The following is a 23064-nucleotide window of genomic DNA, read 5'->3' on the forward strand; positions in this document are numbered from 1 at the left end:
GGACGCTTGATGACGGCTCGGAATCCGGCCTTGGTACGAGACCGATCAAGATTCGCCAGAAGAAGTATCTGAACAATGTTATCGAGCAAGATCATCGGGCAGTCAAGCGACGCACGCGGCCTATGCTTGGCTTCAAGAAGTTCCGTTGTGCCTGGATACTGCTGAGCGGCATTGAGCTCATGCACATGATCGCCAAAGGTCAAATGCAAGCACGGGGCGTCGGATGCTCTCATGCCCAGCAGTTTTACTCACTGGCAACATAAGCAATCCTACTGATACTGTAGTCAATTCGCGATCTCGCTCTGTCCGCGACAAAGCCGTCCACGGTCGTGCACAGGGCGTTGCAAAGGTAACGAGGATGCTTAAGCGAGTGCTCAGATGCATTGCATAGTTTAAGGCTGCATACTTCGCCGGAGAGCGCTGATTCGCCACCTCCGAACAGGTCTATCAGTTTGGATCATCGAGGTGAATAGTTGAATTGCGACGGTTCGCTGCAACCAGTCAGCCGAGCAACGAATGCAGTTCGTACCGCATTAGATCGTGAGCCGACGGCGCAAGCGTTTTGTACGCTGCTTTGAGGTCAACGAATTCTTTGCCCTCTTCAGCATTCGCGAACGCATGCAGCTGCCCGATCGAAACGACGGACAAGAGAATCACTTAATCAACTTGATCAACGACCGACAACATGAATTTTCGGCCGTCGGCCACCTTGCCATTTGCCGCCTGCATCTTTAGCGATCGAGAGTGTTGGCGTCGAAGCGATGTCGAGCGAGTGGTTCACGCGGCTGTCCGTAACATTGCCTGACGCATTACGTCAGCAAGTTCGGCCGCAACAAACTTTGATACATAAGCGTTTGCACCTACCTTTCGCACGTGCTGTTCATTCGCGGATCCCGACAATGAAGAGTGAATGACCACGGGGATCATCTGCAACGCAGCGGCGGCTTTAATTTTGCGGGTAAGCGTGAAGCCGTCCATTTCCGGCATTTCAAGGTCGGTAAGCACTAATGCAATGTCATCCGTGACCTTCCTACCCTCCTTCGCCGCTATTGCGCCTGCCTTCTCCAGCAGTTCCCACGCTTCTTGGCCCGTCTTGGCCATAATCAACGGTACCCCCATTGACTTCAGGCTCTCTTCGATAAGGGCGCGTGCAACGCCGGAGTCGTCTGCGGCAAGTACTCGTGCGCCCGGCGGCAGCGTCAAGCGTCCAGTGTTCTGCTCATTGATCTCCGGTTCGCTTGCAGGCAGCGCGTCGCGAAGAATTTGCTCGACATCGAGGACCTGCGCAAGCCGACCGCCCGCGTGGGCATCCAGGCGCGCGATGCTCGTCACTGCTTTACCGCTGGAGTGACCCTCTGCCGAAAGCACTCGATTCCACTCGAGGCGCACGATATCGTCAACCTCTTCGACGGCGAAGCCCTGCGTCGTGCGAGCGAACTCCGTCACCAAGAGAATACGGCTTCCCTCGCGTGGGGTACATCCCGTGACGCGTGCGAGGTCGATGACCGGGATGATTTCGCCGCGTACGTCCGCCACGCCGAGAATTTTGTTGGACGAGCCCGCCAGTTCCGTGAGCGTCGGCATTGTCACGATCTCCCGAACCTTAAAAACGTTGATGCCATAGAGCTCGCGAGCGCCGGTACCAGGCGTTGCGCCGAGTCGAAAAAGCAGCAACTCGAACATGTTGCTGCCCGCTAAACGGACTCTTTGTTCAATATCATGCTGATCATTGTTCATCTGTTTCCACCATCGACGGTTACCATACATGGCTAACGGCTTCGTCACGATGTTTCTGTAGAAAGCAGTAGTCGCGTTGTCGGTTTGGACAGGTTGAGAGGTAATGTTTACGGTCTGGTGCTCGTCTACAACCGCTACTGTGATCTCCTGGCCTTGCGCCGCGCGCGCGGACCTGGAATAGCTGCGCAAGTCGACGCATGATGCAGCGAGCATGGATTTACACCGAGCATCACGCAACGGGCCGATGACGTGCAATCTGTCCTGGCATCGGTCGCGGCAGGAGTCGGCGTTGCATTCGTTTCTTCGGAGCTCAACATCTGCTCCGTAATGCCGCCGTCCAGCCGCCTCAAAACCGGTTACGTCTCAGTTTGCCAGTTCGTGCGGACTGCGCTGTAAGTCATTTAATCTTTTCTCGATTGTCAACGCTTGTTCCTTGGCGGCAACCTTGATGCCCCGTGGCCGGCCGCTTCTCGCCGCTTGCCGACGTTCGTACCCAAACATCGATCGAGCGCTTCTCTGTGCACGCCCTTTCGTAACCTTTCTGAGCCGCCGCTTCGCGCCGAGGGGATTGTTCGCACAGCTCTCCTGCGCGAGCAGCTTGACTAGTCTGCAGTAGCTGTTGACGTCCAATTCTGCTACTCATGTTCGTTGATAACGCTAATGGGAAAAAAGAAGTCCGGAGGGTACGCACGGTCGTCTGGTGGCTTCGAACCTTATGTGCGGTTGCGCGGCTCGCCGGGAACCGTAGATTGAGCTCCTGCACTGACTGCTGCCTGTGCAACACCTGCCATGGCGGCTGTGAACGGGCGCCGATTGGCTAAAGAGCAACTGATTGCTGAGCGGCGCAGTTAATAGCGCGGTTGAACTTCGTCCAGTGGATTCGTCAATCGACTGTCGCAAGCATCATCTACCATGCTCAACCCTCGCTCGAAAGCCGAGCGATATACCCGATCGATACCCGGTTCGGTAACGAGAGAGAGCGTGGGCAAGTGTTACCCGTCAGCGCTGATTATCCGAAGAAGCACAGGGCAGCGGTTGCCGTCAGCAGCTGGTTGTTCAGTGATGAGTAGTCGATGAAGCCGGTAGCGGATTTCCATTATCGTTCTCGGTTGCAGAAGTAATGCGGCATGGCATCAAACTAGCACGCCGCACGACCGGCCGTCGCGAACAATCCGCTCTACGCATCAAGCTAGAGGCGGAGTGGACAGACCGTCGCGCCGGGTCGACCGGATGATACGTGCAGCGCAGACTTCCGGATGCCACTCCCCGCGAAGTAGTGGAATCTCACGACGCGTCGTCCGCGTGGTACCGTCCTCACAAAGTGTTTCTCCATGTTTCGCGACTATTTACATATAGCTTGCAGGGACTGCTGCATAGGTCTACCAATTCAAAACAGACCTTAGGTCGCTATGATGCAGCACTATGCTCTTTTCAGCGATCTTTCTGCCCGTCGATGGATTCGGCGGTGCCTGATTATTCCAGGCAATCAAAAACGCGGCGAACGCCTCCGCCCGCATTGGCCGACTGATGTAATAGCCTTGAATACTCGTACAACCTTCTGAGACCGCAAAGGCATACTGTTCAGCGGTTTCGACACCTTCCACAGTCACCAGCAAACCAAGACACGTGCTCATCGTAATGATGGCTCGAGCGATCGCGACGCTCTCCGCATCGGACGGAATGCCGCGTACGAACGATCGGTCGATCTTCAATCGATCGAAAGGAAATCTGCGCAAATAGCTGAGGGACGAGTAACCGGTTCCGAAGTCATCCATTGAAACGCGAACACCCATGCTGCGCAGGCGGTTGAGCGTTTCGAGCGTCGCGCCCGTATCGGCAAGCAGCACGCCTTCCGTCACCTCCACTTCGAGTCGCTGCGGAAGAAGATGTGCATCCTCGATAGCCGATGCCACGATCGACGCAATCGACTTGTCGTGAAATTGCGCAGGCGACAGATTGACCGCCAAGCCAATCTCAGGCGGCCAGGTTGCAGCCTCGGCACACGCAGTCTTTAACACAAAAGTCCCGAGCGGCACGATCAGCCCCGTCTCCTCCGCAAGACTAATAAAGGTGGCGGGGGCGATAAGTCCAAGCGATGGATGCCGCCAGCGCACCAAGGCTTCGGCTGACGTAATACGGCCTGATGCCGCATCGACGAGCGGTTGATAATGAACTTCGAGTTGACCACTCGACAATGCTATGCGAAGACCCGCTTCAAGGCTCTGCCGTTCTTGAAGCCGCTCATGCAGGATCTTCTCAAAACGCCGAACCGTCCCCTTGCCTTCGCTCTTCGCGAGATACATTGCGAGATCGGCATTGCGCAGCAGCGACGAGGGGTCGCCGCCGTCTTCGGGGAACAACGCAAGCCCGACGCTTGCACCGATATGAATTGTTCTACCATCGATATCAAACGGCCGCGCACCAAGTTGCTCGACGACCTTGCTCGCAATATCAAACGCGGATACATCGCTGACGTCGCCGGTAAGCATCACGACGAATTCATCGCCCCCGAGCCGCGCGACGATACCTCTGTCTTTGACGAGCGTCGAAAGTCGAATGGAGACGTCTTGCAGCACGGCGTCCCCTACCGCATGACCGAGGGTATCGTTCACTATCTTGAAGCTATCTAGGTCGATGAGCAGTATTGCGAGGCCCTGGTCGGTGCGTCGTTCGGTGCACGTATGCCGCTCCAGCAACTCGGTGAACTTTGTGCGGTTGGGCAAGCCCGTCAGCGGATCGGCAAACGCGAGTCGGCGCATCTTTTCTTCGGTGCGCAGCCTTTCGCGCTGATCGCGCACTGCGATGACCGTCTGTACACTGTGCCCAAGTGGAACCGTGGAGCGCAGCACGCGCACTGGAACGATGATCCCGTCTATGCCAATGAGATTCGCTTCGCGCTCTTCATTCTCTAAAAGCGTGGTGAGTTCGAGCGCCGGCAGAAGCCGGCTGACTTCGCTTCCCGTCAGATCGTCCTGCTTCAAACCTGACAGGCGCTCTATGCTCCGGTTTGCCGCGATGATTATGTTGTTCTGCGTAATTAACAGCCCTTCAAGCGCAACATCCGCGAGATCACGCAACCTCTTCCTGTCTTGACGGATTCTGGCTGTAGCTGCAAGATCGAAGCGCCAGCCCAGAAAAGCAAGCGCGATCAACGCCAAAGAAATCCCTGCAACGATTGGTGTGATCGTCTGCGGCGCAACGGCATCCGACGGAAACTCGATGCTGGGGTCTTGTTGCAAGGTCATCGCCGCCATGCCGCAAAAGTGCAATATGGCGATGCCCAAAAGCATCAACGGCGCGGCACATGTTTGCCATGTCCTATTGCGGCTTGCGATCGCCATCATCGAGAACCCGAAGATCGGCAGGCTCACAATGATCGATGGAATGACCAGAGTAAGATCCCATCTGATCGTTCCTTGCACCAGATACGCGCTTTGTCCTACATAATGCAACGCCGCGACGCCCACGCCAATAATGACTCCTGCTGCGAATTGCCTTGGACCGCGACGGCTGCTGAGAGACACGACTACGCCCCCGCCGATACCTACGACCGCGCATGTCAGCGAGATCGCCGTGAGAACAGGTTCGAACGCCACCCGCATATTAGGCTGATAGGCAAGCAAGACGATAAAGTGCGTCGCCCACGCTGTGCAGCCGCTCGACAGCACGCTCGTCGAACCCCACCGGATGCGCACCGCGCCGCTCGATCGCGCGGCGTGACGTGCAATCGCGATCGACGCATAAATGCCGACGGCGCACACGAGGGCGGCGAGAAGCATCGTGTGGCGATCGTGCGCATCGACGATGCAGTCGAGGATTTGTGCGACTAGGGAGTGTCGCAAATGGTTATGCATCCATTATCCTTATTACTGGTATCGTGAGGCAGAAGGCGCTGTCGCAACCGTGCGTCCATCGCATCGGCCGTCAGGGGTTTGTCAAACAGGAACCCCTGTCCGATCACACAACCACTCTCCGTTAGAAAGTCGCGCTGTTCGACGGTCTCGACCCCTTCTGCAACGATCTGAAACCCAAGTGCGTCCGCCAGTGTGATCACCGCCTTGATGATCGCCTCGCCGCGCGGCGCCACACCGATTGCCTGAACAAACTTCTGATCGATCTTGATTCGGTCGATGTCGAAGCGCTGCAACGAAGCGAGACTCGAATACCCCGTCCCGAAGTCGTCGATCGCGATCGATACCCCGACTTCGTTTAGCCTTTCGAGCGTCTGCTCGACTGTATCGATATCGCGTATCAACGCGCCTTCAGTCAGTTCGAGTTCCAGCCATTGTGGCGGGAACCTGTGCAAGGTCAGTGAGCGCTGAACTCGTTCTAGAAAGCGCGGCTCTTCGAGCTGAACAGGAGAGACATTCACGCCGATGCGCATGGGCGGCAATCCCGCATCGAGCCATCTTCGTCCCTGTTCAAGCGCTTCGGCCAGCACCCATTCGCCGATCGCATGAATCTGCCCGTCGGACTCAGCGATAGGGATGAAAGTCGTCGGGGAAATGCTGCCGAGCAACGGATCGTTCCACCGTATCAAAGCCTCTGCGCCGATGATATGCCCCGAACCCATATCGACTTGCGGTTGATACAGCAACTCGAACGCGTTGATCGATCGGGCCGCCTGCAGGCGTGCGGTGAGATTGAGGCGTCGGGCAGCGGCAAGATGCAACTGCTCGTTAAATTGTACGATGCGATTGCGCCCGCCCGCCTTTGCGGCGTACATGGCGACATCAGCGCGACTCAGCAGCGCCTGAGGATCATTGCCGTGATCCGGGAACGTGCTGATGCCGATGCTCGCACGCACTTGTATCACCTGCCCCGCGAGGGTGACCGGCTGATTGATCACCTCGATGACCTTGCCCGCCAGACCCCTGACGGCTTCCACAGGCGAGCGGATGGACACGATAACGAACTCGTCGCCGCCATACCGGGCGATGTCTTCGGTGGCATCGTCCGTTGCGTCCCGCAGTCTCGACGCAACAATCGTCAAAAGCTGATCGCCGACGCGATGCCCGAGCGAGTCGTTGACGATTTTGAAATCGTCGAGATCGATAAAGAGCACGTTGAGCAATTGACGCTTGCCGCGTTGGGAATCGAGCAGAAGACCCAGTTGGGAACTTAACGTGCCCCGGTTCAGCAAACCGGTCAGGGGATCATGCTCGCTCAGGCTTCTCAATGCTTTCGATCGCTCCGCGAGCTTCAATGCGGTGCGATAACTCGCCAACCCGAGCGCCAAGGGATACACCACGAGCATGGGCAAACAGGCCAACAACGTCGGTGCATCGGGAATCCACTCTGGCTCCATCCGCCCGCCAAAAGCGGCTGCTCCGATCAACGTCCCCAAGGCGCACGACAGGAACCCCTTGGCCAACTGGCGCCAACCCCCTGCTGCTACATTGTTCATCATGAACATGAGCAGGACAAGGGTGCTGGGAAGCCACGTGAAACTCATTGCTGCAACGGACGTTCCGCTCACGAAATCGTCCACATACATGTTGATTCTTTCCGCATTTGCCGGCGTGCGCGACCGGCGCGCCAACAGGTATGCGATGTGTGGCCAGACGACGCAATACACCGCAATATAGGCCTTCACCGCATACGGCGAATGCTCGCGCCAAAGGATCATCTGGACGAAAACCAGCCCAAGGGTGAGTCCTACAGTCCGCAACACATAAGCGCGTCTTGCAAAGCCGCGCCCACGTGCATAATCCGATCTACGAGCATTCATGTGCGACGTCCGTCAGGAGACGAATTTCTGTCGATTAAAAGGTCTGCCATTCGCCCGACGCAGGTCCCGTCACACGAGCCGGTGTTGCGGTAGCGCGAGGCGCGGCGTTCGCGCGTTCCGTACGTTGCGTTCGTTTTGGCTCCAGCTTTCGATTTGTCTCGACTCGAATGCCCACGTCCCTTTGCGGACTGCCACTCAGACGGAACACGGAAACCAGATCGCGAAGCGCACCGGATTGTTGCGCCATCGACTGCGCCGCGGCGCTCGCCTGTTCGACCAGCGCGGCATTCTGTTGCGTCACTTCATCCATCTGCGATACAGCGACATTTACCTGCTCGATGCCCGTATGCTGTTCGGATGACGCGGCCGAAATCTCGCCCATCAGATCGGCGACGCGCTTCACCGACTGCACGACTTCGCTCATCGTCCGTCCCGCTTCTTCGACAAGTTCCGCTCCCACGCTGACCTTGGCGACCGATTCGCCAATCAGGTCCTTAATCTCCTTCGCGGCCGCAGCGCTTCGCTGCGCGAGCGTGCGCACTTCGCCGGCGACGACGGCAAAGCCGCGCCCTTCCTCACCCGCTCGCGCCGCTTCCACGGCAGCATTCAGCGCAAGAATATTGGTCTGAAACGCGATTCCCTCAATTACCGCGATGATCTGCGCCACCCTCGCGGAGCTCGTGCTGATGTCCTTCATCGTATCGACGACACGGCTCACGACCGCACCGCCGCGCGCCGCTACCTCGGACGCGTTCGCTGCAAGTGTGTTGCCTTGCTGCGCGTTTTCCGTGTTCTGCTTCACGGTCGATGTTAGTTGCTCCATACTCGCAGCCGTTTGCTGAAGCGATGCCGCTTGCTCTTCCGTGCGCTGACTCAAATCGGTGTTGCCCGACGCGATCTCGGCGGAAGCCGTCGCAATGTTCTCGCTCCCGTTCCGGACACGGCCGACGATATCGACGAGCCGCTCGTTCATGTTGCGCAGTGCCTGAAGCAGTTGACCCGTTTCATCCTTGCTGTCATCGACGATATGCGACGTCAAATCACCTTGAGCGACCGTCTCGGCGACTTCGAGCGAACGGCGGATTGGCACCAAGATCGAACGCGTGATCGAGAACCCGATCGCGATGCTGAGCGCAATGGCAAACGAGGCAAGGACTGAAGTGACGATCAGCGTGCGGTGATAGTCGGCTGCAGCCGTTTCGGCCGATTCGCGCGCCCCCTTGGTATTGAGCGCGATATCACGATCGATCAATGTCGATACCGCCACAAACAAAGGTGCCGATTCATTCGCGGCAGCTTCACGCGCGGCAGTGAAGTGGTCATCGCCGGCATCGTTCAACGCATTGATCTTGTTGTCCGCGACGAGGTATGCAGCCCAAGCCGTGTTGAAGTCGTCGAAGAGTTGCTTCTCTTCTGCGTTGGAGATCAAGGGCTGATAGGCCGTCATCGCGCGATCGAGCGTCGCCAGACCTTCACGACGCTTCTGCACTTGCGCTGCCTTTTCCTGTGCATTGGTCGCCAGCAGCGCGCCCATCGAGCCGCGTCTTACCGCATTCGTTCCGGAGCGGATATCCCCAAGCGTGAGCACGCTCGGCAGCCAGTCGTTTGCGAGTTCCGCCGTTCCCTTGTAGACCTGCGAGACCTGAAAAAGGGCCAGTCCACTAATCAAGCAAAGCGCCAACAGCGTCAATCCGAAGCCGATGCCCAGCTTCGCCCCAATTCTTATATTTCGTAAAGCTCTCATGTCGTGGTCCGTTTCGTCGTTGTCGTTGTCGCGTTGAAGACTCGGCCCATGCCGGACGATCCTAATACGCGCCATGACTCCCCTTACGGCAGCACTCCGGCGAACTTAAGTTTTTTCCAAATTTTTAACGTTTGCCGGTAAAGTCACCGCTGGAAGCGTACGGTCGATCACTCACGTCGGCTTAAACTACCTCCTAAACTACGCATGCGAACATGCAAACGGTCGACGCGCATGGCACCGAGCGATGTTTCATTTTTGCCAGAATTTCCCTTCGAGCATACGGTTGCATGTTTGCAGAGCTTTCGTTATCTTCGGCGGCAAGAGCTTTGAGTAACGTCATAGACATGGAAAGCGATCCGATCCTAACTACGCGCGAGGCAGCCGAAATACTCGGCGTATCGATTCGCACGGTTCAAACCTGGGTGGAAGAAGGTGCGATCGACTCGTGGAAAACGCCGGGCGGGCACCGCCGCGTCCGGCGAAGCGCCGTATTCGCGCTTCGCGAGCGGCGGCTGGTCTCGCCGGTTCAAACCGCCTATACCGTCCTGATCATCGCCAGCGAAGGCGCAGGCAGGCGATGCAGCGAAAGCTTGGCCAGCGTGCCCGCCGTTCAGGTCAGCGTAGCCAATGACGCGCTGCTGGGTTTGATCGAGGCGGGGCATCAAATGCCGGCATCGGTCGTGATGGAGATCGATCGGCTCGATTGGGAGCGGATCGCCTTGCTCAAGCGGCTCCTTGCATCGCCGAGACTTGCGCATTCGAACATCGTCGTACTGTCCGATTTAAATGCGGAAGAGTTGCGCTTCGATCTCGGCGATACGCGCATGCGTCTCGTGAGCAAGCGCGCTGCACCGGAAGAATTGCGCGCTGCAATCGCGCCGTATCTAGAAGCCGTCGCCGATGTTGCGGCCGCACAGGAGTTGGCGCGCTTGCAGGCGGTTGCCCGCACAAATCTGGTCAACAGTCCGCAGCAGGAAGAATTCGACGAGATCGTTGCGTTGGCGGCAAACGTCGCGAAAACGCCGATTGCATTGATTACGTTGCTCACCGCCAAGGAACAATGGTTCAAGGCCCGCTACGGCTTGGCGACTCAGGAGACACCCAGAGACTACGCGTTTTGTAATTACACCATCGCGCAACCGGACGGATTGATTGTTGAGGATGCGGCCGAAGATGTACGGTTCCGCGCCAATCCACTTGTCACCGGCGATATGGGCATAAGGTTTTACGCCGGAGCGTCGATCATCGACTATGAGGGGTACGCGCTTGGCGCGCTGTGCGTAATTGATCGCGCGCCACGGGCATTTAAAGCACTGCAAATGGCGATGCTGCGCACACTTGCTGCGCTTGTATCGGACAAGATCAATCTGCAGACACGCAATCGGCAGCTTAGAAAAGCGAAGGGCTGAGCTGTGCGGCGTAGGGCTACGCATCGAATTCTCGGTCGTCGCGCTCGAAAGTTGCCCCTGCCGCTGCGGGTAAGTAAATCGATTCGTCAGCTTCTACAAAATGGTAATTAGCGATTTTCCGTTAGTTATCCGCACGAAGCGCGTCGTTCAGCGTCTCACCGCGCGAGCCAGCCGGGTTGTCTGAGCATGGGTGAAACGGTCGTTACTACATCCGTGCTGCCACTCGACAGCGGCGAGGCTTCGCCGATCATCGCCGAAGCGGTTCAGGCGGTCGTAGGCATCTTTTCACATAGCCGCGGACACTCGCTGTCAAGATAGCTTTGGGCGCGGTAAATCAATTGCCCTCTGCTCGCCGCGGGTAACTGCAGTCGTGGTCGAGGGTATCAGTGAAAACTTTTAGTTGAGTCTATCCGACGAATGTCCAGCTTGGAAACCTGGCGTGCCAACTTGCCTTGGGCCTAATGCCGGCTGCCCAGTCCATCATGAGGGACAATCACCGCCCTCCACCACCGCACTCCTTTCTCGCGACGTCACCCGGCAACAGTTCCCGCGTTTCCCAATGGGTGAAAGCGACCCTCAACGGCCCTTCGGGTTGCGGCAGCAACATGCGCGGCGAACGGACGGACTGATCGTTATCCAGGAGATTCAACCGCGCAAACGAGCGGCATCGCACTTCGCCGTCGTCGCGCTGACGAGCCTCGTTCCGATCAGCAGTCGAGCGTCGAATGCCCCGCCCGCGTGAAGGACGCATACCGCCTTCGGGCTGGGTTCGTAGAAAGAAGGAAACTGGCCACGAAGCGGATCGCGCGGAAAATGCCATTTGCCTCGTATGTCGAGGCGAAGCACATCGCCTTTCAGAAAGCGCGTCGCATGCGGCTGCAACGCGACCTCGACTGGAATGATCTCGCCTGCACGCAGCGGCTCGGCGAAACGATGCGTATGAACCGGTTGTACAGAGGTGGAAAGCCGTTCATCGAGTTCACGATGCGCGGCGCGTTGCCATCCTTTGGAGACCATGTCGCCTGAAAAGCCGAATGAGCCTTCGAACTGGATCTGCACGCCATTGCGAAACTTGCGCACGCCCGCAAAAACGAAAACGTCGTCGGCGCCCAGCACTTCAAGATGCAAACGCAGCGCCATAGGTCCGATCACGTCGATATCGTCTGGCACTGTCCAGACGAACTGCGCTGCCCCTCGTCGCGTGTCGAACGATACGGATGTCGCCTGAGCCCGCGGCGCTTCTTCGATCAGCGTTCCGCAGCCGGGATCGAGTGAAAGCGTACGCCACTGGAGATCGCCGGGCGGCCAGTTATGCTCACCGACAACGGCGACCGGTTCCGGCCCGTTATCGTGGATCGCCAGACGAACTGCGGGCTCGCTGTCCCACCCGTTGTCGATGCCCTTGAGCGTGTGATCGAAGAAACGCAGCCGCGCCGCGGAAGCCTCCTTGCCATAGAAAGCGCACCACTTGCCGTCACGATGCGTGTAGAGCGATTTGAGAGCCGAGCCGCCGCGCCGGAAAACCTCGAACGAGCCTTGCGTGTGCAGCGAGTGGTCCGAGAAGCTGCCGCATACCAGGATCGGAACCTCGATGCGCTCAAGGTCAGGAACCGTGGATTCGTACCATTCGTCCCGTTCTGGACGATTGACGATCTCTTCCCGAAATCGGGTGCTAGTCGCGACTCCGCCCCGTTTGAGCCCCTTGTCCCAGACGATCGTGAAGCCGTCCTCGCGAATGCCGCCGGGACGTGCAAAGTCGCGATACAGATCGCTAAACCCCTCCCACGGACAAATGGCCGCAAGATGCGGCGGGCGCAGCGCTGCCACTTTGTATTCGCTGATCGCGAGGTAAGACACGCCGTTGAGCGCCACGCGCCCGGAACACCACGCTTGCGTGCCGGCCCACTCAATCACGTCGTAATAGTCGCGGGCTTCCTGATCGGAGAACAGTTCGCCGATACCTTCGGCGGTGCCTCCGCCGCGCAGGTCGACGTTCACCACCGCGTATCCTTGCGGCACCCAGAAGCCGGGATCTGGCGCTTCCCAGCTCGTCCACTCGGAGATCGCAATAGAATGGGGCTGCGGAAAGAGTCGATATTGCAGGTCGACGGCCCGGCCGCTTCGACTATGCGCGGCAATCATGTCCTTGCCGTACGGATGAGCCGACATGATCACCGGCGCAGGATCGCCGCTCGACGGGCGAAACACATTGACGCGCAGCGTCGTTCCGTCACGAACCTTTACCGGAACATCCCAATCCGCGTGAATACCGCTGGGTATCGCGTATAAGTGAACCTGAGGGCGAAAAGCGTTCCTTATCCGACGAAACGCCAAGGTCAGCGGTCCAATACTCTGTCGTGCCGTATGCGCAGTCATCTTGCTCGCCGTTGCTTTGGTGTTAGAGCATTGTAATAGTCGAAAACGATCGAAAATCGAGAACTAACGCCGAACATGAATGGCGGCCTCGTACTGCCCGCACGAAATGCCGCGCTTGTCGCTGCCATGCTCGCAGTCCACCGGCAAGCGCTGCGGCACGAGCAGTGGCTCACCGCTCAGAGTCCGCCTACGCGGCCACAAGCCTCACTTCACCACACGCTCGGGAAGCTTCTCCAGCAGCGGCCCCAGACCCTCCGCCACGGTCAGATGGGAAATCACGGGATCCCGGAGTTGCGGATACGGGATGCCTGCGACCATCGCCGTTTGCATCGCCGCCAGTACTTCGCCCGCTTCCGAGCCGATCATCGTGAAGCCGAGTAGGCGGTCATCATCCGCGCCGACGAGCACCTTCATGAAATCCTGCGTTTCGTCGGCGCTTCCGTGCGCAAGACGTTGCGCATCGGTGGCATTACAACCCGCACGGCGATCCCCGCGCGCAGTGCATCCGTTTCGTTGAGGCCAACGCGCGCGAGTGGCGGATCGGTGAACAACGTGTACGCAATCAGCCGATCACCCGTGCTGCGATGTCCGCCCGCCATGTTGTTGCGCACGATGCGGAAATCGTCGACGGAGACATGCCTGAACTGCGGGCTCCCTGCGACCTCGCCGATTGCCCAGACATTGTCCGCCGATGTCGGCAGGCGATCTTTCACGGGATAATACCGCGCTCGTCGAGTTGCACGCCGTCCCGTTCAAAACCGATATCGGCCGTGTTGGAGAACGTCCCGCGGCAACCGGAATGTCGCTGCCCGCAACGATCTGCTCGCCCGAAGGTGTCCGCACGACGACGCGCATCTGCGTTCCCGAGCGACCTTCGACGCGGATCGTCTGCGCGTCGAGTACGACGTCGATATCTACCGCCCGAAGGATGCGCAGCATCTCGTCGCCGACGTCCGCGTCCTCGCGCGCCATCAATCGCGCACCGCGCTCGACGGTAGTCACGCGGCTCCCGAAACGCCGGTACGCCCGCGCCATCTCCACGCCGATATAGCCGCCGCCGAGCACGATCAGATGCTCCGGCGCGCGGTCGAGATCCAGCGCGCCGATGTGCGTCATCGGCTGGGAGGCCCGCAAACCCGGCACGGCCGGAATCGCGGCATGCGTGCCGACGTTCACCACCACCTGTTTGCCCGCGAGCGTGCTCGTGCCGCGGCGTTGAGTCGAACTTCGACGGTCTTCGGCCCGACAAGCGCCCGACGCCCATGGCATGACCGCTTCGTTCCGGCGTATTTGCCTAGGCGGGTTGTAGTCCGCACATCGACGTTGACGGGCGGCGTGCAGGGCGAGGCGCTGAATCATTTGAATGGTCTCGTCGCGCTGATGCGAGCGGAGTCGATCGCTGACGGAATATCTCGAGACCGCCCGCGCAACCGGCGAATGTCAGCCGCCGCCAGGGAAGCTACCTTGGCCGTTGTAGGCAGATAATGCATTTTCCGATAGAAGCTGCCTTGCGGGGCCGCGCATCGTCGCCACCAGACACCTCTTTGATCGGTTCATATACGACTGATCTCTGGACAGAGCCGACGCCTGGATGTCCCAGCAAGGAAGCGAGCGAATGACTCTTCGTGGCCGGTAACAGCGTTCGATGTCCGCACAGACGATGAGCCCGGGTCTAGGCGCAGCAATACGACGGCACGCGCGCGCTCGGGTAGCTGATACTGATCACTTCCTATCGCTTCGGGGGGACGCTTCGCCGTCACGTCGACATTTCCAGCAAAGCCGGCCTGCAAGATCCGGTACGCCCACTCTAATTGCTCTTCGTGACTCTTGGGCGGAAAGATGGTCGGCCCGTAGATCATGGCGAGCGCGTTTGCTGCCGCGCCCAACGCTTTGATCGCGGCGAACCGTGACGCCTCTGGGTGGTTTCGCCCGATGGTCAACTAAGAGCGGCCCTAGCTTCTCGACAGGACGGGCATAGGCTAGGCGTCGCGGTTGTCCATGGCGTCATGTTTCACAGTGCGTTCAGCAAAACAGTCGCGGATCGAGCCCGAACGCCTCTTGACGAATGACCTTGAGTTCGCGGTAGTCGCTGTGAAGTGGATTGAGGATGAGGTTCCAGTCAGCCGGACACACTACAGATGGCACTTTCATCGCGACCGACGTTCCTTGCATAAGCCAATGGCGGCCGACGTCTACGGTCGATGCAGGTATTGGCAACGCGGTCCAGTTTGCAGGCAGACCTGGTTCATAGCCCTCGTCAACCAGCTGATCGGGGATTTCTAGTTCCACGAGAAAGAGGTTTCCCGCAGGAGGAATGCCCGACGCATGCACACGGACCTCAAGGACCGCCGTTGCCGCATTTAGACTCGTGTACAGGGCGGGCATTCCGACCGGATTCCAGCGTCCGCCAGCTATTGCAGCGCCATTGCCGCTCAGATCGTCAGCGCGATATTTTCCGGGCTTCTCCTTGGCCAAACGAAAAAGCCTCATACGCCGACGCCGAACTCAATCCGCTGGAGGATTCTCTGCACTTCATCGTACCCGGCCTGCGTGTCTAGCATGGAGATGGGACTTTCGCCGCCCAATTCCGCGTGGGGAGTCTGCATCCATTTTGCAGCAAGCTCGCCGCTTTCAAATACGTCAGCGGCGTGTGCGTGGATCAGGATGACCCTCGACACGCGATCAGACTCTCCGCTACTCAGGCGGTCGCCAGCGGCAAGCTTCCGCGTCACAGTGCTCGACGGAATACGCAGGCTTGCAAGCAACGATTGGACGCTAGTGTTCAAGACCTCGGAAGCGACAAGACCGATGATGTTCGGCTCCAAGCCCAGCCGGATCTCGCGGCTTTGCGCTATGGGGTCGAGTTGAGTAAAGGCGGCCAGTCGCGAAGCGCGTGCGCCGCTTGGCGTGGCCTTGTTGGCCGAGGATCGAGTTGCAGGCATCATAGTCTCCAATTGGGTATGACCATACACCCATTATGGCAACTTGCCCATTTGGTGTCAAGATTACTATCAAATGAGCAAAACGTTACGTCTCCGGCCCTCACCAGTTTGCGATGAAAGGCGCGCGAGAAAAACCTCCGCTTCAGCTGCGCAACAATCCGCTTTCTGTTCACCATGCCTCTGCTGTTCCGGGCAGGCGTGCGCGCCTCGCATTGGGCCGCAACGCGCCGGTTCCGTGCGCTATTCCGTTGCCTTGACAAGACGCTTCTCGGCCAACACTGGTTTCGTCAACGACCCGCTCGTCTATGACGGGTCGGTGAATCGAAGGAACGATCAAAACGCCCGCTCAGGCGTCCACGAACTTAACGAGGTCTGGTTTGAAACAGTCGTTTTCTGCATTGCCGTCCATCCGCCTTTCCGCTCTGACAGCCTTGACCGTCGCCGTGCTCGCCGCATGCAGCGGCGGCTCCGGTTCCTCCGATTCCAACAGCACAGGTGGCTCGAACAACACAGGGAGCCAGAGTGGCACGCCTGCCGCGTCGCAGAAAGCGAGCTTCCTGCCACCCGCAACCACGGCGCAGAGCGTTGCGGCAATGGGAGACCCCATCGCCGACAGCGTCGCGTACCTCAACGCCATACGGCATAACGTCGGCTATGCCCAAGTTCGATGTATCGCTGCATGACGCTGATCGCAGCTTCCATCTTCGAGAAAACTTCCTGTTCCATCTTGTCGCTCCGCAAAAATAGGAGCGACCCTTACGGGATGCGCTCCCGCAAGGGTTAATGGTTGAATCAAATCAAAAGGTCAGCCGTCGCACATTGCGCCTCTTCAAGGCCGTCGTGCGCTGCTGCGAACATGTCGCCTTGACGCGTTGCGCGATCCAGGCGCGGAAGCGACTTCGCATACCGGCTCACGCTGGTACCGTCGAAACTGTCCGCACCGGCGGCCGCACAAATGCGAATGCGCCGAGCCGAGTTCACGCGACCGACGTGCAAGTAGCAGTGACGCCGTCGCGCGAGGGACCCCCACACGTGCGCCGTCTGCTCTTTCCACTCCGTTGATCCGCCGATGAAGATGCCAACCGCAGGGGACAAAAGCGACGCAAGGTCATCGACCTGCATACCGTTCTGAACTGCGATCAGCATCCGGCACGGCATCCCGCGAAGTCGTTCGGGCCACTTCAGCGAGTAGTCGAGCGAGGCCATGCCACCCATGACGATGTCCGGAAGGACAAGCCAATCGGCCCGCTCGCCAAGCCGTTCGACAGCAACCGAAAACACGTGCTCATCGAAGGGCAGGCCCTGCTGGTATGCGGTCCAAGCGCCGTTATCCAATGCGTAGCGATCGAAGCCCTCGGTACGCAACTCGCCCTTGGCCTAGACCAACAAGCGCCAGTCGGCCCCCTTGAGTGCGGCCAGGTTGCGGCGTGTGCCTGTGCGACTGGCGTAACCCACGAGCGGCTGCCGATGCAAGGCGATCCGCTCCTCGATTTCCGGGTCATCGTCAGCAGATCCATCGACTCCGTAGTACTCGGCGACGCCATGAAGGCTTGCGCGTAGCCGGTCTTCTGGCCGCTGGCGTATTGCTCCAGCCAGGGCGGCGTCATTGGCGCACCCCGTTTTGAGGCTGCACTCTGCCGCCGATGATCAGGAAGACCTTGGTATCAACGTTGCGGACCCACGGGCGAACTTCACCCGCGTGCGTCGCTGTGCCGGCGATATAGCCAATCGCCGCTTCGAGGTTGGGAAACCGCTCGGGCGATGCGCCCAGCTTGGCTGCTTCAAACATGAAAACACTCCACACAATGAAAGGCGGGAGCGACCCGAGCGGGCCGCTTCCCCGCAAGGGTTGAGAAAAAAATTGGACAGCGATTTGTGCCACTTACTCGATCAGCTTGACGCGCTGCCACCAGCGACCGCCCGAGGGCAGCTCTCTGACAAACGAGAGTGCCTCCGCCTCATCGCGCGTAAGCTCGATCACCCCGCCCTTCAAAATGGCCATCTGGAGATAGACCACATTCGCGAGGGCAAGCGCGCCGTGCTGCTCGGCGATGGCGGTCAGCGTTTCGACGGCATCCAGCAGTTCGGCATGAAACTGCTTCGCGTCAGCGGCCAGACGAAGCGAAACGTCGGCATCGCCGATCGCGCCCAACACCGCATCGCACTGGGCTTGCGGGTCGTCAGGCCCGTACTGCTCGGGCTTGATCCAGTTGCGGATCACCATGTCATTGAGTACGTCGTCAACGAAATCGGTACAGGAATAGGCCATGGAAGGCTCCAGTCAAGAAGTGAAAGCAAATAAGACGCTGTCAGATGCGACGCAGACGGCCGGTATCGAACGCAGCCGCGCGACGCAAGGACGGCGGGCGCGGCGACTGCGACTGGGCACTAGCCGGTGCAGCTTGCTCCGCAGGCGGCTGGTGAGGCACCGCATTCGAATGAGACGGACTGCCGGCTGCCGCGAGCAGCAGCATCAAAAGGTTTGCCATAGGGTCTGTGCGCCGAGCGGCGCGAGAAAGGAGAGAAACAGGGAACGCCCTTGTGGGGCGACTCCCCACAAGGGTTGATGAAAAAATTAGGCGGCAAGCGCCTGCACGTCGATGACTGCGTCGGCCTCTGCGACTAGGTCGGGCGTCTGCGAGATGAAAAACTCCCGCTGATACCCACCTTGGCGCAACACCTCGCGCTTCATGCGCATGAACTGCACTTTGCGTTCAGGATCCAGCGGGCCGTCTGACTCGTCGCTGAACAAGGTCTGATACGGCTGACCGGTGTTCTGCGCGAGATAGAGCGCGATGCCACGCGTGAGGCACTCGTTGATCCAGACCTTCTGACCACCGGACATGACGGAGACCGACTTGCTGCTGTCGGACTCGGCATCGTGAACGAGGATCTCGAAGCCCTCACGTAGTTCACCGCTCGCGAGCGTGCGCTGCGTGCGGATCTCAACGGTGAAGCGCATCCCGTAGCACGCGAGCAGTAGCTCGTTGACGGTATGCGTCAGCGCCGGGCCCGCGTCATCGATGGTCAACGCGATTACGCCGTCGTTGCCCAGACCCTTAGCCAGCAGCTTCCAATGAGCAATTTCATCGGAGAGGCCTTCGGCACGCGACTGCGTGGCCGAGAACTTCTCCAACTCTACAGCCAGAGCTTCCGCTTCGGCCTGCAACACGCTTTGTGATCGGATGGATTGCTCGATCCGACCATCCAGTGCAGCGACGGTCTCGCGGTTCCCTGCGATGTCGCGATCCAGCTTCGCAATCGCGGCTGTCACATCGACGGCGGCCAGTCGCCCGACCTCCTCGGTAATGCGCGCAAGCTCGGCTTCCATACGGGTCTTCTCAGACTGGTACTTGGCAGTACGTGCGGCACTTTCCTCGGTGATCGAACGCAACTCAGCTTGCGCGGTTTCAAGGCCCGATACGGCTGCATCCAGCAAGGGCTTAGTGGCGGCAAGCTCTGCCGCCGCCTGCAAGGCACGGCGAAGCTGCGCGGCCGCATCGGTGATGGCGAGCATCTCAACGCGCTTCGCCGCCAACTCAGCCGGCACGAGCGCCAAGGCCTCAGCTTGGGCTTTCTTCTCGCGATACTCCGCGCGAAAATTCGCCACCGATACACGCTGCACTTCCGCTTGCTCTCTCGCCTGGAACGCTTGCGCGAGCAGCGGACATTGCGCATGCATCGAATGACCGACGCACGGCACTTGCTCCGCAACAGCCGCCTGCTTGCTCAGCGTTTCAAAGTGCGCGGCTTTCGTCGTGCCCTGGCTCATCAAGCTGGTAAGCGTTGCATCGAGCGTCGTCAACGTAGCGCGTTTGACCTCCAAGTCGGCAATGTCGCGCTGCAAAGGAGCAAACCTCGCTTCCTCCCGCGCAATCGCCAACTCGGCTTCCTCGCGCTTCGCCGCCGCACCGAGAATCGCCTCACGGCGAGCCAGCGTTGCTTGGTGCGTGGTCACTGTTCGACTCAGCACGGAAACGCGCTGCTGGCAACGAACCGCTGCTGCCTGCTCGTCGTCTGCCGCGCTTTTCAAAGCGCGCCCCAACTCGTTGCGGCGCACCCCCAGCTCTCGCAAGCGCGCCTCGGTCGTGGCCGATTCGCTCTGCTTGGCCGCAAGGGTCGCCCGTTCTTGAGTCAGCTTGCTCGCCTGCTCCAGCGCGGCGTCGCGTTGCTCCCGAGCGGCACGCAAGGTGTTGCCGTGCGCGACGATCGACTGCTCAGCGTCTGCTTTACGTTGCCGCTTTCCGGCGAGCGCACCAAGCTCAGACTGGACGCCTTCGAGCGACTTGCCGAGCACCTTCGCGACCTCACCGGCTTTCGCCGACAATGCTTTCAGGTGGTCGATGCCAAGAAGTTCAGCCAGCAGCGTCTTGATCTCGCCCGCACCGTACGACGCGAGCGGCCGTCGGTTCTGAGCAGAGAACACGCTCGTGAAGAACGTCTCCAACGAACCGTTGATCGCCTCGACACAGCGGTTATACGACTCTGCCTTGCCGTCCGACACGGTCCCGTCGGGCAAAGACACCGGCCGCCACGTACCGTCGACGCCGTGATAGGCAAGGTAGTACTCCGCCTTGCCTGTCTTGCCGGGCTTGCGGAACGTGAAGGACGAGCGATAGCGGATGCCGTCGTGCTCCCATTCAAGTTCCTTCAATGCACTGGTGCCACAGATGTGATCCCAGTACGAGAAGGCGTCGACCGACAGCTTTGACGCGCGCGACGGCATGATCGGATACGGGTGCAGGTTGTCCATAAGCGTGGTCTTGCCCGCCCCGTTAGGGCCGGTCAAGGCGATCAGGCCATCAGGCAACGCCTCCAGGTCAAGCGTGACGCTTTCGCGTTTCATGCCATCGCGCACGCCAACGAAGCCTTCCAGTGTCAGTTTTAGAGGCCGCATGACACGTCCTCCGACACGCTCATCGACGCAGACATCGCTGCCATCTGGGAATAGAACGCGTCGTCGTCCTCGTTGGGAAACGGCTCGTTCAGGTCAGCAGAAGCGATGGCACGGGACGGTGCCTGAAGCGTGCCATCGAGCGCGGCTGCTACGTGATCGCAGACTCTGCTGAACTCGCGACGCGCGTTCGTCAAAAGCTCTGACCAGCCGCTGTACCCGGTGAGGCTTCGGATTTCCGCAGCCGACCACTGACTTGCATACCCTTCCTGATACGCCCAGAGAAGGTGCTGCATTTCAACGGTCGGCGTAACGGCGATCTCGCAAGCGCCGGGCGTCGTGGCGACCAGCAACAGCGTCTGACCGGACTGCGCCAGTACCGCGCCTCGGTGTTGACCGAACGGCTGATGCTGAATCGCAGCGGTAAAGCCGGCCAAATCGACCAACGACTTTTGAAGATCACGCGACGAGCAGTCGCCCAAGGCAAAGCTGCGAACCCAGTTCGGGCCTGCGGGATAAAGACCAAACATGATGCACTCCGTTATGGTGGGCGGAATGCGGCCCCGGTAGGGGATCGCTCCCCGCCAGGGTGAAAGAAAAGATGAACTGCTGGAGAAAGGTCCTGCCACTACTAGTCGATGCGTCAAAGACGCGGTGAAACCTCTGTTTCGATAGCGACGATCAAATCGGCTATCGGAACACGGCTCGCGTGTCCAAGCAGAGGAGCCATGCTGGCCTCCTCTGCATGCGCGGCTACTTCATTTGCTAATTAAGCCGCGAACAAATCATCGTTGAGCCACGAAAGCTGACTTGCCGAAGCCGACTCGACGATTTCCAGTGTCGCATCGGGCATCGGTAGAGCGTCGCCGACATCGTCACTCCGAGCTTCTTGGACAGTCACCGGCGAAGGCTCCGGTATGCTCGACAATGCGGGCAGCCCGTCATTTGCCAACGAATGCGTCGGCTCCGCATCGCTCAGTCGAGCCAGCACGCCAGCAGAAATTGCGTCCGCGTCCCCCGTTTCCAGTAACTGCAACCGGTCAAGCAAGGGCGCCGGATCGACATCAGCGTGTTGGCACCAGCGCTCGAGCTTCCGATCAATCGACGTTTCGAGGCTGATGCCTTGCGCGCGTGATCGCACGACCGGAAGAATGCGAGCTTCGACTTTCAGCTCGGCCGCATGGCCAAACAGCGCCGCGATCGCGTCACGGTCCACTGACTGCTTGTGCTCCTCGTCAACCTGCCAACGAACTCGCACGAACTTGTCGGTCGCATCGAGCGCGATTGCAGCGAGGCGCTCCATGTCGGGCGGTCCGTCGAAGTCGACGCAGATCGTCTGCCGCGAAGGCGTAACGACCAGATCGGCGTGCGCGCTTCCGACCTCGACATTCCACATGAGAAAGCCTTTGTCGCCTTCCTCACCGTAGTGGAGCCGCCCGATGGAACCGGGATAGGCCACGACGCGCCCCGCTCGCTCCCACTGCTGCGCTTTGTGGATGTGTCCAAGCATGAAGGCGTCGCACTCGGCTTCGAACAGGCTGCCCAGCGAGAACTCATGATCGAAGCTCGCCATCGTGACGCCGTGCTCGGTCGTGCAACCGTTGACCGTGCCGTGCGACACGCCGACAGTGCGTATCCCCGCCGCTCTGAGCTGCTGGTTGATGCGGCCTGCGGCGACCAAATAGTTGCCGAGCACAGCTTCGAGGCCCATACCGGCTTCCTTGGCACCCACCGCAGCCGCCAGTTGACCCTTGTTGACGGTGGGCAAGCACGTGAACACGACGTCAGCGCCAATCGCGAGGACTTCGCGAAGCTCGTCGTCCGAGAACACCGGGCCGTCTGAGGGGTAGAACCGCCCCTCGTGAAGGCTTACCTGCTGCACGCGTTCCGCAACATAGATCTGATGCGTCGTGGCCATCAGTTCGAAATTGCGTAAGGTGCCCGGCGGTTCATGTGAGAACGTGCCCTGCAGCATGAGAACTGGCATGCTGCCGCTCAGCCCATTGATGCGCCGCGCAAGGCGGTTCAACGACGGCGCGTGTGCATCAAGCCGATGGTCCGTCGCGTCGCCCGAGATCACCGCAACATCGGCGTGTGCGAGAACCGCGTGCTCGGCGGCAAAGCCAAAGCATCGGTCCGACTCTTCGAGATTTCCCGGCGCGTAGTGCAGGTCAGAAAAATGTGCGATCTTCAAATCGCCTCCTATAAATGAAAAAGGCCACCCGAAGGTA

16 protein-coding genes and 2 pseudogenes are annotated in these 23064 nt (G+C 59.5%); 3 read left to right on the top strand and 15 right to left on the bottom strand.

Going from position 1 to position 23064, the window contains the following annotated elements; genetic code table 11:
* Positions 1-23 precede the first annotated feature (23 nt).
* Positions 24-263: pseudogene (locus tag NCR98_RS31470) on the top strand (DDE-type integrase/transposase/recombinase); the annotation flags it as partial.
* Between the two features lie 514 nt (positions 264-777).
* Here NCR98_RS31470 and NCR98_RS31475 read toward each other — a convergent pair.
* From NCR98_RS31475 to NCR98_RS31495, 4 genes are all read right to left on the bottom strand, one after another.
* Positions 778-1737, bottom strand: coding sequence for a chemotaxis protein (locus NCR98_RS31475; protein WP_250528325.1), 960 nt, complete (start codon positions 1735-1737; stop codon positions 778-780).
* A 1379-nt stretch (positions 1738-3116) separates the two neighbouring features.
* On the bottom strand, positions 3117-5591 hold the full coding sequence (locus NCR98_RS31485) for a putative bifunctional diguanylate cyclase/phosphodiesterase (protein ID WP_250528326.1): 2475 nt from the start codon (positions 5589-5591) through the stop codon (positions 3117-3119).
* The gene (locus NCR98_RS31490) at positions 5564-7468 is read right to left on the bottom strand and encodes an EAL domain-containing protein (protein WP_250528327.1); all 1905 of its coding nucleotides are present in this window, start codon (positions 7466-7468) and stop codon (positions 5564-5566) included. Before NCR98_RS31490 ends, NCR98_RS31485 begins: the two co-directional genes overlap by 28 nt.
* A 34-nt stretch (positions 7469-7502) precedes the next feature.
* Complete coding sequence (locus NCR98_RS31495) at positions 7503-9212, bottom strand: methyl-accepting chemotaxis protein (protein WP_250528328.1); 1710 nt, start codon at positions 9210-9212, stop codon at positions 7503-7505.
* Between the two features lie 212 nt (positions 9213-9424).
* On the opposite strand from NCR98_RS31495, the gene NCR98_RS31500 reads away from it, so the two are divergent.
* Positions 9425-10621, top strand: coding sequence for a GAF domain-containing protein (locus NCR98_RS31500; protein ID WP_250528329.1), 1197 nt, complete (start codon positions 9425-9427; stop codon positions 10619-10621).
* Positions 10622-11266: 645 nt separating this feature from the next.
* On the opposite strand, the gene NCR98_RS31505 is transcribed toward NCR98_RS31500, so the two are convergent.
* The 5 genes and pseudogenes from NCR98_RS31505 to NCR98_RS31525 all read right to left on the bottom strand — a co-directional run bounded on the left by NCR98_RS31505 (position 11267) and on the right by NCR98_RS31525 (position 15942).
* Positions 11267-12997 (bottom strand): CocE/NonD family hydrolase, encoded by a 1731-nt coding sequence (locus NCR98_RS31505; protein WP_250528330.1) that lies wholly within the window; start codon positions 12995-12997, stop codon positions 11267-11269.
* Positions 12998-13201: 204 nt separating this feature from the next.
* A pseudogene (locus NCR98_RS33575) lies at positions 13202-13596 on the bottom strand (oxidoreductase dimerization domain-containing protein).
* Positions 13568-14266 (bottom strand): FAD-dependent oxidoreductase, encoded by a 699-nt coding sequence (locus NCR98_RS31515; RefSeq protein WP_250528332.1) that lies wholly within the window; start codon positions 14264-14266, stop codon positions 13568-13570. Before NCR98_RS31515 ends, NCR98_RS33575 begins: the two are co-directional and overlap by 29 nt.
* Positions 14267-15019: 753 nt before the next feature.
* Positions 15020-15487 (bottom strand): RES family NAD+ phosphorylase, encoded by a 468-nt coding sequence (locus NCR98_RS31520; RefSeq protein WP_250528333.1) that lies wholly within the window; start codon positions 15485-15487, stop codon positions 15020-15022.
* The gene (locus NCR98_RS31525) at positions 15484-15942 is read right to left on the bottom strand and encodes an Xre family toxin-antitoxin system antitoxin (protein WP_250528334.1); all 459 of its coding nucleotides are present in this window, start codon (positions 15940-15942) and stop codon (positions 15484-15486) included. Before NCR98_RS31525 ends, NCR98_RS31520 begins: the two co-directional genes overlap by 4 nt.
* Positions 15943-16316: 374 nt before the next feature.
* Here NCR98_RS31525 and NCR98_RS31530 point away from each other — a divergent pair, with 374 nt between their 5' ends.
* The gene (locus tag NCR98_RS31530; protein ID WP_250528335.1) at positions 16317-16622 is read left to right on the top strand and encodes a hypothetical protein; all 306 of its coding nucleotides are present in this window, start codon (positions 16317-16319) and stop codon (positions 16620-16622) included.
* Positions 16623-16731: 109 nt separating this feature from the next.
* Here NCR98_RS31530 and NCR98_RS31535 read toward each other — a convergent pair whose 3' ends face one another.
* The 6 genes from NCR98_RS31535 to NCR98_RS31560 all read right to left on the bottom strand — a co-directional run bounded on the left by NCR98_RS31535 (position 16732) and on the right by NCR98_RS31560 (position 23027).
* Complete coding sequence (locus NCR98_RS31535) at positions 16732-17304, bottom strand: hypothetical protein (RefSeq protein WP_250528336.1); 573 nt, start codon at positions 17302-17304, stop codon at positions 16732-16734.
* A 238-nt stretch (positions 17305-17542) separates the two neighbouring features.
* Complete coding sequence (locus NCR98_RS31540; RefSeq protein WP_250479675.1) at positions 17543-17728, bottom strand: hypothetical protein; 186 nt, start codon at positions 17726-17728, stop codon at positions 17543-17545.
* A 93-nt stretch (positions 17729-17821) separates the two neighbouring features.
* Entirely contained in the window at positions 17822-18208 is a 387-nt protein-coding gene (locus NCR98_RS31545; protein WP_250528337.1) for a hypothetical protein, read from the bottom strand.
* Between the two features lie 306 nt (positions 18209-18514).
* Positions 18515-20836, bottom strand: a complete 2322-nt coding sequence (locus NCR98_RS31550; RefSeq protein ID WP_250528338.1) for an SMC family ATPase — start codon at positions 20834-20836, stop codon at positions 18515-18517.
* Positions 20824-21462, bottom strand: a complete 639-nt coding sequence (locus NCR98_RS31555; RefSeq protein WP_250528339.1) for a hypothetical protein — start codon at positions 21460-21462, stop codon at positions 20824-20826. The genes NCR98_RS31550 and NCR98_RS31555 overlap by 13 nt, the downstream gene beginning before the upstream one ends.
* 140 nt (positions 21463-21602) lie before the next feature.
* Complete coding sequence (locus tag NCR98_RS31560) at positions 21603-23027, bottom strand: metallophosphoesterase family protein (protein WP_250528340.1); 1425 nt, start codon at positions 23025-23027, stop codon at positions 21603-21605.
* Positions 23028-23064: the final 37 nt, after the last annotated feature.

The sequence above is a fragment of the Caballeronia sp. GAWG2-1 genome, from assembly GCF_023631405.1.
Classification (GTDB): Bacteria; Pseudomonadota; Gammaproteobacteria; order Burkholderiales; family Burkholderiaceae; genus Caballeronia.